This window comes from Pseudomonas sp. MF09156, from assembly GCF_059862305.1.
This window is the reverse complement of the sequence record NZ_JCBCUR010000002.1, coordinates 722810-738449: the sequence shown is the minus strand read 5'-3', so window position 1 is coordinate 738449 and position 15640 is coordinate 722810. Positions and strand designations below refer to the sequence as shown.

Sequence of the window (15640 nt, the reverse complement as noted above, 5' to 3'; positions counted from 1 at the left end):
CACAAGCACCCACACGAATTGCTTGATTCAGTTGTTAAAGAGCGGTTGGTTAAGATCTTTCGTCTCAACCGAGGCGCGCATTCTACAGCAGCCTCATTTGCTGTCAAGTGATTATTTTCAGAAGCTTCGAGATTTTCCTCAACAACTTCAACCACTTGCGCTTTCGATCTCTCGTCAGCGGGAGGCGAATTCTACAGCGTTACACGCTGCTGTCAACACCTCTTTTTCAACTTCCTTTTGGCTTCGATGAACTGAAGCAACCTGCTGCCGAAAACTACATAACTCATTGTTTACCAAGGAGTTTTCCGTTTCGACTGCGCCGGAAGTGGGGCGAATTATAGACAGATATAAATCGCCGTCAACCGTTACTTTCAGGTTTATTCGGATTTAAGCGTAATCCGCGCAAATGCCTTCTTGCCGGCCTGGCAAACGTGGGTCGCACCCAGCTCGTATATAAAGGTGCGATCAACAACCTCACCATCTATACGCACACCACCGGAACCGAGAAGGTCGCGTGCAACCGCCGAGTTCTTCACCAATCCCGCCTTATTAAGGACAGCCGCGATAGGCATCGCCTCGCCAGCAGTCAATTCAATCTCAGGCAGATCATCCGGCAGCTCGCCATCCTTCATACGATTGCCCGCAGCACGATGAGCACTGGCCGCAGCCTCCTCGCCGTGGAAGCGCGCAACAATTTCTTCCGCCAGCTTGATCTTGACGTCCCGCGGGTTCGCACCCGCCTCCACATCGGCACGCAATGCGTTGATCTCATCCATCGAGCGGAAGCTCAACAACTCGAAGTACCGCCACATCAAAGCATCAGGGATAGAAACCAGCTTGCCGTACATCACACCCGGCGCTTCCTGGATGCCGACATAGTTGCCCAACGACTTGGACATCTTCTTCACGCCATCCAACCCTTCCAGCAATGGCATGGTCAGAATGCATTGAGCCTCCTGACCATACGCGCGCTGCAGCTCACGCCCCATCAACAGGTTGAACTTCTGATCGGTACCGCCCAGCTCGACATCCGCACGCAGCGCCACCGAGTCATACCCTTGAACCAACGGGTACAGGAACTCGTGAATCGCGATGGGCTGATTGGTGGAGTAGCGCTTATCGAAGTCATCGCGCTCGAGCATCCGCGCAACGGTGTACTGGGACGTCAGACGAATGAAGTCCGCCGGCCCCATCTTATCCATCCAAGTGGAATTGAACGCCACTTCGGTCTTGGCCGGATCAAGAATCTTGAAGACCTGAGCCTTGTAGGTCTCGGCATTATCGAGGACCTGTTCACGGGTCAGCGGCGGGCGCGTAGCACTCTTGCCGCTCGGATCGCCGATCATCCCGGTGAAATCACCTATAAGGAAGATCACCTGATGCCCCAGTTCCTGGAACTGACGCAGCTTATTAATAAGCACGGTATGACCCAGGTGCAGATCCGGTGCCGTCGGATCAAAGCCAGCCTTAATACGAAGGGGTTGGCCACGCTTGAGCTTTTCGATCAGCTCGGCCTCGACCAACAGTTCTTCCGCACCACGTTTGATCAGCGCTAGCTGCTCTTCAACCGACTTCATAACAGACCCGCAAAGCTCAGATTCAAAGGGAACCAACCATACAAGATCAGGGACTAATTACAAGTTTTGCCCTGCAAACGGACACCATTCGGCGAGCCCGGCATTCGCAAGCTTGCACCACAGATGATTTGGTTATATTTTATACAGTTATTTCATCTTCATCATGTCATTCATCTTTTCCATTTCATCTTTTCAAAGTCAAAATTACCTATGACCACTGAACCGTCTAAAGCGCCGCCGCTTTACCCGAAGACCCACCTGCTCGCCGCAAGTGGTATCGCCGCCCTTCTCAGCCTGGCACTCCTGGTATTCCCTTCCAGTGACGTAGAAGCCAAACGAACGACCCTGAGTCTTGACTTGGAGAGTCCGGTTGAACAACTGACACAAGACCAAGACGCTTCTGACGCCCAACAAGCCACAACCGCGAGCGTCGAGTCACCCTTTGCACAGATTGAAGACAGCACGGATGACACCAAGGCAACCGCCCAGGCAGCCCCTGTACCCCAGGTAGCAAAAGGTCCCGAACACCGTGAAGTGATCGTGGCCAAAGGCGACACACTGTCGACACTGTTCGAGAAAGTCGGCCTTCCAGCCGCGACCGTTAACGATGTGCTGGCCAGCGACAAGCAAGCCAAGCAATTCACCCAGCTCAAGCGCGGCCAGAAGCTTGAGTTCGAGCTCAGCCCAGACGGTCAACTGACCACCCTGCACAGCAATCTCAATGACCTTGAAAGCATCACCCTGACCAAGGGCGCCAAGGGCTTTGCCTTCAATCGCGTGACCACCAAGCCGGTAATGCGCTCTGCCTATATTCATGGCGTGATCAACAGCTCGCTGTCCCAGTCGGCGGCGCGCGCAGGCCTGTCCCACAGCATGACCATGGACATGGCCAGCGTGTTTGGCTACGACATCGATTTTGCTCAGGATATTCGCCAGGGTGACGAGTTCGACGTGATCTACGAGCAAAAGGTGGCCAATGGCAAGGTTGTCGGCACCGGCAATATCCTGTCGGCGCGCTTTACCAACCGCGGCAAGACCTACACCGCCGTGCGCTACACCAACAAACAAGGCAATAGCAGCTACTACACCGCCGACGGCAATAGCATGCGCAAGGCCTTCATCCGTACTCCGGTTGACTTCGCCCGTATTAGCTCGCGTTTTTCCATGGGCCGCAAGCATCCAATTCTGAACAAAATCCGCGCCCACAAAGGTGTGGACTATGCAGCACCCCGCGGCACGCCAATCAAGGCTGCCGGTGACGGCAAGGTGCTACTGGCCGGGCGCCGGGGCGGCTACGGCAATACCGTTATCATCCAGCACGGCAACAGCTACCGTACGCTGTACGGGCATATGCAAGGCTTTGCCAAAGGCGTGAAGACCGGCGGCAACGTCAAGCAAGGCCAGGTGATCGGCTATATCGGCACCACCGGCCTGTCCACCGGACCGCACCTGCACTATGAGTTCCAGGTCAACGGCGTGCACGTCGACCCGCTAGGCCAAAAGCTGCCGATGGCCGACCCCATCGCCAAGGCCGAGCGCGCCCGCTTTCTTCAGCAAAGCCAGCCGCTGATGGCACGCATGGACCAGGAACGCGCCACCATGCTGGCTTCGGCGAAGCGTTAAGCGATGGCGCTCTATATAGGTGTGATGTCCGGGACCAGCCTCGACGGCCTGGATATTGCACTGATCGAGCAAAACACGGCGGTCAAGCTGATCGCCACGCATTACATCCCCATGCCTGAATCCCTGCGTGCGGAGCTGCTGGGCCTTTGTGCCAGCGGCCCGGACGAGATTGCACGCTCGGCGATTGCCCAGCAAAACTGGGTCACCCTCGCCGCCCAGGGCATTCATGCCCTGCTTGAGCAACAGCAACTCACGCCCGCCGACATCCGGGCGATTGGCAGTCATGGGCAGACTATTCGCCACGAACCTGCCCGCGGCTTTACCGTGCAGATTGGCAACCCCGCTTTACTGACCGAGCTGACTGGAATAACCGTCGTCAGCGACTTCCGTAGTCGCGATGTGGCCGCCGGTGGCCAGGGTGCGCCACTGGTGCCTGCCTTTCACGAAGCGCTGTTCGGCCAGACCAACGGCAACCGGGCAGTGCTGAATGTCGGCGGTTTCAGCAATCTGAGCCTGATCGAGACCGGCAAACCAGTAGCTGGCTTTGACTGCGGCCCGGGCAACGTCCTGCTCGACGCCTGGATTCACCAGCAACGGGGCGACACCTTTGACCGCGACGGCCAGTGGGCTGCGACAGGAAAGATCGAGCCACAGCTGCTCACCGCGTTGCTCAGCGATCCTTTCTTCCTGACCCAGGGCCCGAAAAGCACTGGGCGCGAAGTCTTCAACCTGTCTTGGCTGGAGCACCACCTCGGTCGACTGCCATCATTCAATGCACAGGATGTCCAGGCCACGCTGCTGGAGCTGACGGCGCAGACTATCGTCGAGTCGTTGAAAACCGCACAGCCGCACACCGAGACCCTGCTGGTATGTGGCGGCGGCGCCCACAACACGACGCTGATGAAGCGCCTCGCCGCCATGCTACCGGCCACCCGCGTGAGCAGCACCGCCACCCACGGCGTAGACCCTGACTGGGTGGAAGCCATGGCCTTCGCCTGGCTGGCCCATTGCTGCCTTGAAGGCATCGCCGCCAACCGCCCAAGCGTGACGGGTGCACGCGGCCTTCGCGTACTTGGCGCGATCTACCCCGCCTGACACGCACATAGCAAAACGCCGCTTGGCTCCATAAGAGCCAAGCGGCGTTTTGCCTATCCGCTATCGATCAGATCGAGAACGACGAACCGCAACCACACGTCGTGGTGGCATTCGGGTTCTTGATCACAAAGCGCGAGCCTTCCAAACCTTCCTGGTAATCCACCTCGGCGCCTGCCAAGTACTGGAAGCTCATCGGATCCACGACCAGGCTTACGCCCTCGCGCTCGACGATGGTGTCGTCATCGGCCACATCTTCATCGAAGGTAAAGCCGTACTGAAACCCTGAACAACCGCCGCCCGTAACGAATACGCGCAGCTTCAAGCGATCATTACCCTCTTCATCGACCAGGCTCTTCACCTTGTGCGCAGCACCGTGGGTGAATTGCAAAGCCGTGGGGGTGAAGGATTCAACGCTCATGCTGATAATCTCCCGGCGTAGCGCCGCCATATGCGTGATGGCGGCCATTATCCGCTTCTCCTAGAAAAGCGGTCAACTATTGTTACGGTATATCAATCTGCCCGGCGCCCCTTAAAAACACGAAAGGCCCGATCAACGGGCCTTTTGCACAGCAGCCAAAGCCTTAAGGCAGCATGCCGGCGTGGGACAAGCCAAGCTTCTCATCCAGGCCGAACAAGATGTTCAAGTTCTGTACAGCCTGGCCCGACGCGCCCTTGACCAAGTTATCGATTACCGACAACACCACTACCAGGTCGCCATCCTGCGGCCGATGCACGGCAATCCGGCACACGTTGGCACCGCGCACGCTGCGGGTTTCCGGGTGGCTACCGGCAGGCATTACATCGACGAACGGCTCATTGGCATAACGCTTTTCAAACAATGCCTGCAGATCCACCGAGCGATCCACGACCGTTGCATACAGTGTCGAGTGAATCCCACGGATCATCGGGGTCAAGTGCGGCACGAACGTCAGGCCGACGTCACTGCCAGCCGCAAGGCGCAAGCCCTGGCGAATTTCCGGCAGGTGACGATGCCCTTTCACGGCATACGCCTTCATACTTTCCGAGGTCTCGGAGTACAAGGAGCCTACGGCCGCACCACGACCGGCACCGCTGACCCCCGACTTGCAGTCGGCAATCAGGCGCGAGGCATCCGCCAGGCCAGCTTCCAGCAGCGGTAGGAAACCCAGCTGCGTAGCCGTCGGATAGCAACCCGGCACGGCGATCAGACGCGCCTGCTTGATCTGCTCACGATTAACCTCTGGCAAACCATACACCGCCTCTTCAAGCAGCTCTGGAGCACCATGGGGCTGGCCGTACCACTTGGCCCACTCATCGGCATCCTGCAAACGGAAGTCCGCCGAGAGGTCAATGACCTTGGTCCCGGCGGCCAGCAGCTCGCCGGCCAACGCATGGGCAACACCGTGGGGGGTCGCGAAAAACACCACATCGCAGGCGCCCAGGGTCTTGATATCCGGAACGCTGAACGCCAGGCCGTCGTAATGACCGCGCAGGTTGGGATACATATCGGCAACGGCCAGGCCGGCCTCGGATCGGGAGGTGATGACCACCACCTCAGCTTGCGGATGCTGAGCCAACAGACGCAGCAATTCGACACCGGTGTAACCCGTGCCGCCGACGATACCGACCTTGACCATAAACCTGCCCTCAACGAACCCACTGGAAAGCCGTCGATAATAGGGGCCGTATCGTTCTGCGACAACCGTCAACGTGACGTGCGCGCACTCTAACCTCTACTATCTCCAGTTACCGTGAACCTGGGAATAACTAAAAATGCTTTATCTATGGCTCAAAGCCTTTCATATCGTCAGCATTGTCTGCTGGTTTGCCGGGCTGTTTTACCTTCCGCGCCTGTTCGTCTACCACGCACAAAGCCAGGATGCCGTCAGCCAGGAGCGCTTCTGCATCATGGAGCGCAAGCTGTACAAGGGCATCATGCTGCCGGCGATGATCGCCACGCTGGTATTCGGTATCTGGTTGATCAGCCTTAACCCGAGTGTCTTCAGCCAGGGTGGCTGGATGCACGCCAAGCTGACCTTGGTGGTGATCCTGATCGGCTACCACCATATGTGTGGCGCCCAGGTAAAACGTTTTGCCCGTGGCGAAAACACCCGCAGCCATGTCTTTTATCGCTGGTTCAATGAAGTGCCAGTTCTGATATTGCTGGCTATTGTAATTTTGGTCGTCGTAAAGCCGTTCTAACTCTAATCAGCCGCACTTAACCTGGGGTACTTCCAATGTCGCTGCCCGCTTTGCTAGAACAACGCCTGCGCCTGCCCGTGGTGGCTGCGCCGATGTTCCTGATTTCCAATCCGCAACTGGTCCTGGCGTGCTGCCGCAATGGCGTGGTCGGGAGTTTCCCGGCACTCAACCAGCGCGAAAGCAGCGGGTTCAAGGCCTGGCTGGAAGAAATCGAGGCGGGCCTGGCACTGCTGGAAAACCCCGCGCCCTACGCGGTCAACCTGATCGTGCACAACAGCAACCCGCGCCTTGAGGCTGACCTGGCGATCTGCGTCGAGCACAAGGTGCCGATCGTTATCACCAGCCTGGGTGCGGTCAAGGAATTGGTAGACGCCGTACACAGCTATGGCGGCCTGGTGTTCCACGACGTCACTACCCGGCGCCACGCCGAAAAAGCCGCAGAAGCCGGCGTCGACGGACTGATCGCCGTGGCGGCGGGGGCTGGCGGCCATGCCGGCACCTGGAGCCCGTTCTCGCTGATCGCCGAGATCCGCCAGTTCTTCGACAAGACCCTCCTGCTGGCCGGCTGCCTGAACCATGGGCACGAGATCCTCGCCGCACAATTGCTCGGGGCAGACCTCGCGTATTTCGGCACGCGCTTTATCGGCACCACTGAAAGCCACGCCCCCGATGCCTATAAAGAGATGCTGCTCACATCGCGCGCAGCCGATATCGTGCACACTCCGGCGGTGTCGGGCGTGCCCGCAAGCTTTATGCGCCAAAGCCTGGAAAACGCCGGTTTCGACCTTGCCGCCCTGCAAGGCAAGGGCGAAGTGAACTTTGGCTCCAAGCTCAAGCCACTCAGCGACGAGGCAAAGGCCTGGAAGACTGTATGGTCCGCCGGCCAAGGCGTCGGAGAGATTGACGATTTGCCCAGCGTCGATGAACTGGTTGCCCGCCTCGATGCCGAATACCGCAAGGCACGCGAGCAAGCGGCACAATTGCGCTGGCCGCGCTGACTCACCCGCCAGGCCTGCCCATTGAAGCAGGCCTGCATTACCCCTGAAAAGTGACAAGGATGCCCGCATGAGCGACAACCGTTTCAAGATTGTGTTTGATGGAGCCCTGCTCCCGGGTGTCGAAAGCACCACCGCCAAGCTGAACCTGGCCGAATTATTCAAAAGCGACGTCGAAGCGATTGAAAAACTCTTCACCGGGCGCCCGGTGGCCTTGAAGCGCGACCTGTCTCACGCCGATGCCGACACCTATCTGGCAGCCCTGAAAAACGCCGGCGTCGATGCGCGCATCGAAGCCGAACAACCCGTGGCCTTCAGCCTGGCTGAAACCCATGAGACCGACTCCGCGACCGCCGATTTTTCACGTCCAGCCGCCTCACCATACGCACCGCCGCGCGCAGTTGTAGGGGAAAACCTTCCAGAGTTTTCCACCCTCAAGGTGTTTACCGTCAACGGGCGTATCGGGCGCTTGCGCTTCCTCGCCTGGACCCTGGTGCTGAGCCTGGCCTTGTTCACCGTCGTGGGTGCCCTGTTTACCGTGGGCCTGGGTATTGCCGCGGTATCTCCCACTGCGGCGATCATCATTGGCTCACTGCTCGGTTTCGTCGTGCTCGTGGCATCTGTGTGGATCAGTGTCCAGATCACCGTGCAGCGCCTGCATGACCTGGGCTGGTCCGGCTGGTTATGGTTCCTGAACCTTGTACCGATCGTGGGCAGCATTTTCCCGATCCTGCTGATCGTGCTGCCTGGCAATGCGGGTGCCAACCAGTATGGTGCGCCACCGCCACGCAACTCGACCGCGGTGAAGGTCCTGGCCACCCTGTGGCTGGCGCTGCTCCCATTGATATTCGCCGCTACGGTGATGCTGGCCATGAGCGGTTACCTGGACCAGCTCGAAAGCAGCGTGGACGGTGGCTATGAAAACAGCTCCATGACCACCGATGAAGACGCTGATCAGAGCGTCATCGTGGGTGAAGAAGATGTGCAAAGTGCTGACGATGCGGCCGAACCTGTAGACTCTGCGCAAGAATGAAAAAACGCCCCACGCCTGTGACGCATCTGTCGCCGGCTCGGTGGCGTTGCGATGGAGAAACGCATGACCCGTTACGCTCTGATCACCGGTGCCTCCAGCGGCATCGGCCTGGCCTTGGCTGAAGCACTGGCCCGTCGCGGCCGCAGCTTGATTCTGGTGGCCCGCCAGCGTGATCAGTTGGAAAGTATTGCCATTGAGCTGACCCAACGCTTTGGCGTCGAAGTGTTGTTCCGCGCCTGTGACCTGGGCGAGCCATTGCGCCTGTCTGGGTTCCTGCTGGAGCTGGAAGAAGGTGAGCGGCAGATCGACTTGCTGGTCAACTGCGCCGGTATCGGCACCAGTGGCCCATTCCTCGCCCAGGACTGGATGACCGAGCAGGACCTGATCGAAGTCAACATCCTTGCCCTGACCCGCCTGTGCCACGCGCTGGGTAACTCCATGGCCCTGCACGGCGGTGGGCAGATTCTCAACGTCGCCTCGGTCGCAGCCTTCCAGCCGGGGCCATGGATGAGCACCTACTACGCCAGCAAGGCCTATGTGCTGCATTTCTCCGAAGGCCTGCGCGAAGAGCTGAAGAGCTGCGGCATCAAGGTTTCAGTGCTCTGCCCCGGCCCGACACGCACCGCCTTCTTCGGCACCGCACAGATGGACACCGCCAAGCTGGACCGTCAGCAGCTGATAAGCCCGGAAGAAGTGGCACTGCACACCGTACGTGCCCTGGCAAAGAACAAGGCGATCATTGTTCCCGGTCGCCGTAATCGCTGGCTGGCGTTCAGCCCGCGCTTGAGCCCACGCTGGCTGACCCGCAAGATTGCCGGCGCCATCAACAAGGCCTATTGCCCGCGTTGACCTGCTGGGTACACTCACCCTGCACTTTCATAATGGAGAAACAGCTGTGGATACTCTGTTCACCAAGATCATCAACAGAGAAATACCCGCGAGGATTATCTACGAGGATGACCAGGTCCTGGCCTTCCACGATATTGCGCCAATGGCCCCCGTGCATTTCCTGGTGATTCCAAAGAAGCCGATCCGCACCCTCAACGACCTGACGGAAGAAGACAAAGGCCTGGCAGGACACATCCTGTTCACCGCCCAGCGCCTGGCCGTGGAGCAAGGCTGCGAAAAAGGCTTTCGCGTGGTAATGAACTGCAATGAAGATGGCGGCCAGACCGTCTATCACATTCATATGCATGTACTGGGTCAACGCCAGATGAACTGGCCACCGGGCTGAAACCCCAATTGTAGGGGTCGGCTTGCCGGCGATGGCGGTCTCAAGAGCCTCATCGCCGGCAAGCCGGCCCCTATAAGAAGCATGACCCAGCGCAAACGCACGCCCCTCTCTTGCGGTAAACTGGCCGCCGAGATTTTTCCCGGAGGTCAGCATGACTACCCAACGTCACTACTCGCCGATTGACCGACTGTTGCTGCAAGCCGACACGGCCATGCGCACGCTGCTGCCCTTCAGCGGCCAGCCGTATCGCCCGTCACCTGCCATCGTGCAACCCGAAGCGCAAATGAGCGAGACGGATACCCGCCACGTCGCAGGCCTGATGCGTATCAACCATACCGGTGAAGTCTGTGCCCAGGCGCTGTACCAGGGTCAGGCCTTGACCGCCAAGCTGCCGCAAGTACGCGCAGCCATGGAGCATGCGGCCGAGGAAGAAATCGACCACCTGGCCTGGTGTGAACAACGTATCCGCCAATTGGGCAGCCACCCCAGCGTGCTGAACCCACTGTTTTATGGTTTGTCGTTTGGTATCGGCGCCGCTGCCGGCCTGATCAGCGACAAGGTCAGCCTGGGTTTTGTCGCAGCGACCGAGCACCAGGTGTGCAAGCACCTGGATGAGCATCTGGAACAACTGCCGGCCGAGGACGAAAAGTCCCGGGCGATTCTTGAGCAGATGCGTATCGACGAAGAACATCACGCAGAAAGCGCACTGGATGCCGGCGGTTTCCGCTTCCCGGCACCGGTTAGGTTTGGCATGAGCCTGCTGGCCAAGGTCATGACCAAAAGCACCTACCGGATCTGAGCTGCAAAAAAGGGCGCTTTCAAAGCGCCCTTTCTTTTTTGCCGGTTGATCCTGTGATCAACCCAACTCAACGATCTCGTAATCATGAGTAATGGCCACGCCGGCCGCGCCGAGCATGATCGAGGCCGAGCAGTACTTCTGCGCCGACAGCTCGACGGCCCGCTTGACCTGCGCTTCTTTCAGCGCGCGGCCCTTGACCACAAAATGCATATGGATCTTGGTGAACACCTTCGGGTCTTCAGTCGCGCGTTCGGCTTCTAGAAAGGCTTCGCAGCTTTCCACCGCCTGGCGCGACTTCTTCAGGATGCTGACCACATCGAAGTTGCTGCAGCCGCCCACGCCGAGCAGGAGCATTTCCATGGGCCGTACACCCAGGTTGCGACCACCGGCTTCCGGCGGGCCATCCATGACCACCACATGGCCGCTGCCCGATTCACCGAGGAACATGGCTTCGCCCGCCCATTGGATGCGTGCCTTCATCGCCCAGACTCCACTGCTAAAAAAGGGGCGCCAGCTTATCACAGGCCCTCGCGAGCGCAGTGCCCACCCGCAATACGATCAACAGTAGGCCGTGATAGATAAATTCCCTGATCGAGTCAGAATGTGTCTGTTAAGCTGGCGCCAAATCAATGGCGCATTGCCATCCATTGGATGGACCTCGCTCGATAAAAATATAAGTCCAACCACACCGTGCAGTCTTTTCGGGATACAACCATGGTTGCTATTACCCCCATACCCAAGATCAAGAACCTCGATAAGTTACTGACCCACTGTCAGCGTCGACGCTATCCGGCCAAGCAGAACATCATCTGCGCCGGGGAGCGCTCGGAAACCCTGTTCTTCATTATCAAAGGTTCGGTCACGATCCTGATCGAGGATGAAGACGGCCGCGAGATGATCATCGCCTACCTCAATACCGGGGACTTTTTCGGCGAGCTGGGCCTGTTTGAGCAAGCCGGAAAAGAACAGGAGCGTAGCGCCTGGGTGAGGGCCAAGATCGAGTGTGAGGTCGCGGAAATCAGCTATGCAAAATTTCGCGAGCTGGCCGAACAGGATCCAGACATCCTCTACGCCCTGAGCGGCCAGATTGCCCAGCGCTTGCGCAACACCACGCGCAAAGTCGGCGACCTGGCGTTCTTCGATGTCACCGGGCGTGTCGCCCGCTGCCTGCTGGAGCTGTGCAAGCAGCCAGACGCCATGACTCATCCCGACGGCATGCAGATCAAGGTTACGCGCCAGGAAATCGGGCGCATCGTCGGTTGTTCGCGGGAGATGGTCGGTCGAGTGCTCAAGGATCTGGAGGAACGCAACCTGGTTCACGTCAAAGGCAAGACGATGGTGGTGTTCGGCACTCGCTAGTGCGCAAAGACCTGCGCCAGCATCTGCCGGTATAAACCGTCGAGGCGGCTGATGGCATCCGGCGCCGCAAAAGCTTCATGCAGGGCGATATGGCTGTCAGCGCGCACCCGTTGCTCCAGGCCACACGCCTGATTGAAGCGATTGACCGCAGCAATCAGTTCCTCACGATGGTTATCCAGCAACAGTGCGCCATGCACCAGGCCCACCGGGCGCCCACCACTCTGGCGCCAACGCTGGGCAGTGCCGACCATCTTGCGTCCGTCGAGATTGACGTTATAGCGACCATCGCAAAAGGCACCGTCGATTTCGCCCACGGAGGCATCGCCGCCCAACTCGGTCAGCAAATCGCAGATGGGTTGGCACAGGCGCAAATATCCGGTTTCAATCCGACCCTGGTCGCCCTCACTACGTGGCGGCGCGTAGACCAGTGCAATGTTCACCGTCGCCGCTGACTGCGGCACCGGCTCGCCCCCGGTTTCGCGCAGCAACACCGGCCAGCCGTGGGCCGCCGATACCTGGCTGGCCGCGTCAAATGCGGGCAGGCGGCTCAGGCGCCGAGGCATTACCAGTGCCTGGTCACTGGGTTGCCAGAACAGCAGGCCGAATGATTGCTCACCCGCGCAGACGGCGGCCAGCAAGTCTTGCTCGGCGGCAAGGCCTGCTTCAACGGTCATCGCTACGGGCTGGATCATCGGGCATCTACCTCTCTGAATAAACACAAAAACAAATGTGGGAGCTGGCTTGCTCGCGATAGCAACGTATCAGTCACCAATGCATTGACTGAAAGTCTGCTATCGCAGGCAAGCCAGCTCCCACACAAGCCAGCTCCTACCGCGACCGCGTTTTGAATCAATCCAGCGTCGAGCCGCTGACCGGCAGACCACGCTCCGGGAAAAACAGGCGCTGCAACTCAGCCCCAGGATTCTCCGCACGCATAAAAGTCTCGCCAACCAGGAACGAGTAGACGTCGCTGATTTCCATCAGCTCCACATCCGCACGATTGACGATACCGCTCTCGGTAATCACCAGGCGGTCGCGGGGAATGCGCGGCAGCAAGTCCAGCGTGGTTTCGAGGCTGACCTCAAAGGTGTGCAAGTTGCGGTTGTTGACCCCCACCAAGCGTGTGTCGAGGGTTTTCAGCGCGCGTTCCAGTTCGTCACCGTCGTGGACCTCGACCAATACATCCAGGCCCACGCCCTTGGCAACTGCCGCCAGTTCGGCCATCTGCACGTCGTCCAGCGCCGAAACAATCAACAGCACGCAATCGGCGCCCAACGCCCGGGCCTCGACGATCTGGTACGGGTCGATCATGAAGTCCTTGCGGATCACCGGCAACTTGCACGCGGCGCGGGCTTGTTGCAGGTAAGCGTCGGAGCCCTGGAAGTAGTCGATATCGGTCAACACCGAAAGGCAGGTCGCCCCGCCCTTCTCATAGCTGGCAGCAATCTCTGCTGGCACGAAGTGCTCGCGGATCACACCTTTGCTCGGCGAGGCCTTTTTGATCTCGGCGATCACCGCTGGCTGCTTGAGCTTGGCCTGGGTGATCAGGGCATTGGCGAAGCCGCGCGGTGCATCGGCGCTTTTCGCCAGGCCTTCCAGCTCGGCCAGGCTCACGCGGGCGCGGCGCTCGGCGACTTCTTCAGCTTTACGGGCGAGGATGTTTTCCAGGACTGTTGGCACGCTCATCCTTCATTCTCCATTTTGAATACGGCCGTGAATGCTCCCAGCTCTTCGAGCTTTTCGCGAGCCAGACCCGTATGCAGCGCATCGTGGGCCAAGGCGACACCTTCTGTAAGACTATAGGCGTGATCGGCTGCGTAAAGTGCCGCGCCAGCATTCAGAACAATCATCTCTGCCGCTTTCTGACCGTTTTCAGTCTTGCGACGCCCCAGGGCATCGTGAATCAATTCCAGGGAAGCGGCCGGGCTTTCCACCGCCAGGCCGTGCAGGCTCTGGCTCTTCATGCCCAGATCCTCTGGCTCGACCCAATATTCAGTGACCTGATCGTTCTTCAGTTCCGCCACAAAGGTCGGCGCCGCGAGACTGAATTCGTCCAGGCCATCCTTGGAGTGCACCACCAGCACATGCTTGCTACCCAGGCGCTGCAGGACTTCGGCCAATGGCCGGCACAGTGCCTGGCTGAACACGCCCACCACCTGATGTTTCACACCGGCCGGATTCGTAAGCGGGCCAAGCATGTTGAACAGGGTACGCAGGCCAAGGTCCTTGCGCGGTCCGGCGGCGTGTTTCATCGCACCATGGTGGGACTGGGCAAACATAAAGCCGATGCCAACGTTGTCGATGCAGCGCGCCACCTGCACCGGGGTCAGGTTCAGGTAGATACCTGCTGCCTCCAGCAGGTCGGCACTGCCGCTCTTGCCGGATACAGCACGGTTGCCGTGCTTGGCCACGGTGCAACCGGCAGCCGCCACCACGAAGGAGGAGGCCGTCGAGACGTTGAAAATATTCGCACCGTCGCCGCCGGTGCCGACCACATCGACCACGCCGTCGAGGGTCTTGAGTTCGACCTTGTCCGCCAACTCGCGCATCACCGAGACGGCGCCGACGATTTCGTCGATGCTCTCGCTCTTCATACGCATGGCCATCATAAAGGCGCCAATCTGCGCATCGGTGCATTGACCGGTCATGATTTCGCGCATCACATCGCTCATTTCAGCGGTGCTCAGGTCCAGATGGCCGACGATACGGCTCAGGGCAGTCTTGATATCCATGGAAAGTCCTTAGCGCGTGCCGCCGCTCTGCTTGAGAAAGTTGGCGAACAGCTCGTAGCCCTGCTCGGTCAGAATCGATTCAGGGTGAAATTGCACCCCTTCGACATTCAGTGTCTTGTGCCGCAGGCCCATGATCTCGTCGACCGAGCCGTCTTCCAACTGGGTCCAGGCCGTCAGCTCCAGGCACTCGGGCAAGGTTTCGCGCTTGACCACCAACGAGTGGTAACGGGTCACCGTCACCGGCAGGTTCAGGCCCTGGAACACGCCCTGATCATTATGGAACACCGGGCTGGTCTTGCCGTGCATCACCTGGCGGGCGCGCACTACGTCGCCGCCGAACGCCTGGCCGATGGACTGGTGGCCCAGGCAAACCCCGAGGATCGGCAGCTTGCCGGCGAAAAACTGGATGGCTTCCAGGGAGATACCCGCCTCGGTCGGCGTGCACGGGCCAGGGGAAACCACAATGCGCTCAGGGTTCAGGGCAGCAATCTGTGCCACGGTCATTTCATCGTTGCGCACCACCTTGACCTCGGCACCGAGCTCGCCCAGGTATTGCACAACGTTGTAGGTAAAGGAGTCGTAGTTATCAATCATCAGCAACATGTGGGTTCAAACCTCTTGAATTCACTGATTTCGAATGACCGCCTTCCAAGAGAGTGACCCGCTGCCAGACGCACTTTCCGGTTGCCGGGGTCAGCCGGCAAGGGGCGTCGAACAAAGGGTGAAGAAGGCAAATCGGTACAGGTCCGGCCGGGCCGGCAGAGAAAATTCAGGCGCGCCAACGCCAACGGGCGTGTGCCTTGACTACTCGCATCAAGAGTTTGCTGATGATCAACACGGGGAGGGTCTCATTCATACGTTCCCGCACAGTAACGTAGCCTCGCCAGCGGTGCAATATGGAGCAGCAAATACGGGGGGCATGACAAAGGGTTTGTAGGAAAAAAACGATTTTCCTCACAGGCAACTCCCACTACATTGCTAGTGTTTCACTTCCGATACAAAAACAATCACA

General features: G+C 59.0%; 17 protein-coding genes. 9 read left to right on the top strand and 8 right to left on the bottom strand.

Annotated elements, in window-relative coordinates; all coding sequences use genetic code 11:
- Window positions 1-377 precede the first annotated feature (377 nt).
- Window positions 378-1577, bottom strand: coding sequence for a tyrosine--tRNA ligase (gene tyrS, locus AC19YY_RS09175; protein WP_500604082.1), 1200 nt, complete (start codon window positions 1575-1577; stop codon window positions 378-380).
- 210 nt (window positions 1578-1787) lie between these two features.
- Between tyrS and AC19YY_RS09170 the strand changes: the two genes are divergently transcribed.
- Window positions 1788-3200 carry a peptidoglycan DD-metalloendopeptidase family protein gene (locus AC19YY_RS09170; protein WP_170057661.1) on the top strand — a complete coding sequence of 471 codons (1413 nt, stop codon included), beginning with the start codon at window positions 1788-1790 and terminating at the stop codon, window positions 3198-3200.
- 3 nt (window positions 3201-3203) lie between these two features.
- Window positions 3204-4295, top strand: a complete 1092-nt coding sequence (locus tag AC19YY_RS09165; RefSeq protein WP_500604081.1) for an anhydro-N-acetylmuramic acid kinase — start codon at window positions 3204-3206, stop codon at window positions 4293-4295.
- A gap of 67 nt (window positions 4296-4362) precedes the next feature.
- Here the strand turns inward: AC19YY_RS09165 and erpA are convergent, their stop codons facing one another.
- Both erpA and argC read right to left on the bottom strand, forming a co-directional pair.
- Complete coding sequence (gene erpA / locus AC19YY_RS09160; protein ID WP_003176443.1) at window positions 4363-4713, bottom strand: iron-sulfur cluster insertion protein ErpA; 351 nt, start codon at window positions 4711-4713, stop codon at window positions 4363-4365.
- 163 nt (window positions 4714-4876) lie between these two features.
- Window positions 4877-5911, bottom strand: a complete 1035-nt coding sequence (gene argC, locus AC19YY_RS09155; RefSeq protein ID WP_170057659.1) for an N-acetyl-gamma-glutamyl-phosphate reductase — start codon at window positions 5909-5911, stop codon at window positions 4877-4879.
- Window positions 5912-6047: 136 nt separating this feature from the next.
- Here argC and hemJ point away from each other — a divergent pair, with 136 nt between their 5' ends.
- The 6 genes from hemJ (at window position 6048) to coq7 (ending at window position 10537) form a co-directional block, all read left to right on the top strand.
- The gene (hemJ, locus tag AC19YY_RS09150; protein ID WP_169953836.1) at window positions 6048-6476 is read left to right on the top strand and encodes a protoporphyrinogen oxidase HemJ; all 429 of its coding nucleotides are present in this window, start codon (window positions 6048-6050) and stop codon (window positions 6474-6476) included.
- 35 nt (window positions 6477-6511) lie between these two features.
- The gene (locus tag AC19YY_RS09145) at window positions 6512-7474 is read left to right on the top strand and encodes an NAD(P)H-dependent flavin oxidoreductase (protein ID WP_169953835.1); all 963 of its coding nucleotides are present in this window, start codon (window positions 6512-6514) and stop codon (window positions 7472-7474) included.
- 67 nt (window positions 7475-7541) lie between these two features.
- Window positions 7542-8504 carry a DUF805 domain-containing protein gene (locus tag AC19YY_RS09140; RefSeq protein WP_170057658.1) on the top strand — a complete coding sequence of 321 codons (963 nt, stop codon included), beginning with the start codon at window positions 7542-7544 and terminating at the stop codon, window positions 8502-8504.
- A 63-nt stretch (window positions 8505-8567) separates the two neighbouring features.
- Window positions 8568-9353 carry an SDR family NAD(P)-dependent oxidoreductase gene (locus tag AC19YY_RS09135; protein WP_169953833.1) on the top strand — a complete coding sequence of 262 codons (786 nt, stop codon included), beginning with the start codon at window positions 8568-8570 and terminating at the stop codon, window positions 9351-9353.
- Window positions 9354-9399: 46 nt separating this feature from the next.
- Complete coding sequence (locus tag AC19YY_RS09130; RefSeq protein WP_032858506.1) at window positions 9400-9738, top strand: histidine triad nucleotide-binding protein; 339 nt, start codon at window positions 9400-9402, stop codon at window positions 9736-9738.
- A 151-nt stretch (window positions 9739-9889) separates the two neighbouring features.
- Window positions 9890-10537, top strand: a complete 648-nt coding sequence (gene coq7 / locus AC19YY_RS09125) for a 2-polyprenyl-3-methyl-6-methoxy-1,4-benzoquinone monooxygenase (RefSeq protein WP_169953832.1) — start codon at window positions 9890-9892, stop codon at window positions 10535-10537.
- A gap of 57 nt (window positions 10538-10594) precedes the next feature.
- Here coq7 and AC19YY_RS09120 read toward each other — a convergent pair whose 3' ends face one another.
- Entirely contained in the window at window positions 10595-11017 is a 423-nt protein-coding gene (locus tag AC19YY_RS09120) for an OsmC family protein (protein ID WP_169953831.1), read from the bottom strand.
- 234 nt (window positions 11018-11251) lie between these two features.
- On the opposite strand from AC19YY_RS09120, the gene crp reads away from it, so the two are divergent.
- A complete protein-coding gene (gene crp, locus AC19YY_RS09115) occupies window positions 11252-11896 on the top strand; it encodes a cAMP-activated global transcriptional regulator CRP (RefSeq protein ID WP_169953830.1) in 645 nt (214 codons plus the stop codon).
- On the opposite strand, the gene AC19YY_RS09110 is transcribed toward crp, so the two are convergent.
- From AC19YY_RS09110 to AC19YY_RS09095, 4 genes are all read right to left on the bottom strand, one after another.
- Window positions 11893-12588: a lipoate--protein ligase family protein gene (locus AC19YY_RS09110; protein WP_170042263.1), complete on the bottom strand. Its 696-nt coding sequence runs from the start codon at window positions 12586-12588 to the stop codon at window positions 11893-11895. The genes crp and AC19YY_RS09110 overlap by 4 nt on opposite strands.
- A 157-nt stretch (window positions 12589-12745) precedes the next feature.
- The gene (trpC, locus tag AC19YY_RS09105; RefSeq protein WP_169953828.1) at window positions 12746-13582 is read right to left on the bottom strand and encodes an indole-3-glycerol phosphate synthase TrpC; all 837 of its coding nucleotides are present in this window, start codon (window positions 13580-13582) and stop codon (window positions 12746-12748) included.
- Entirely contained in the window at window positions 13579-14628 is a 1050-nt protein-coding gene (trpD, locus tag AC19YY_RS09100; protein WP_500604080.1) for an anthranilate phosphoribosyltransferase, read from the bottom strand. The genes trpC and trpD overlap by 4 nt, the downstream gene beginning before the upstream one ends.
- Window positions 14629-14637: 9 nt before the next feature.
- A complete protein-coding gene (locus AC19YY_RS09095; protein WP_038443772.1) occupies window positions 14638-15231 on the bottom strand; it encodes an aminodeoxychorismate/anthranilate synthase component II in 594 nt (197 codons plus the stop codon).
- Between the last annotated feature and the right edge of the window lie 409 nt (window positions 15232-15640).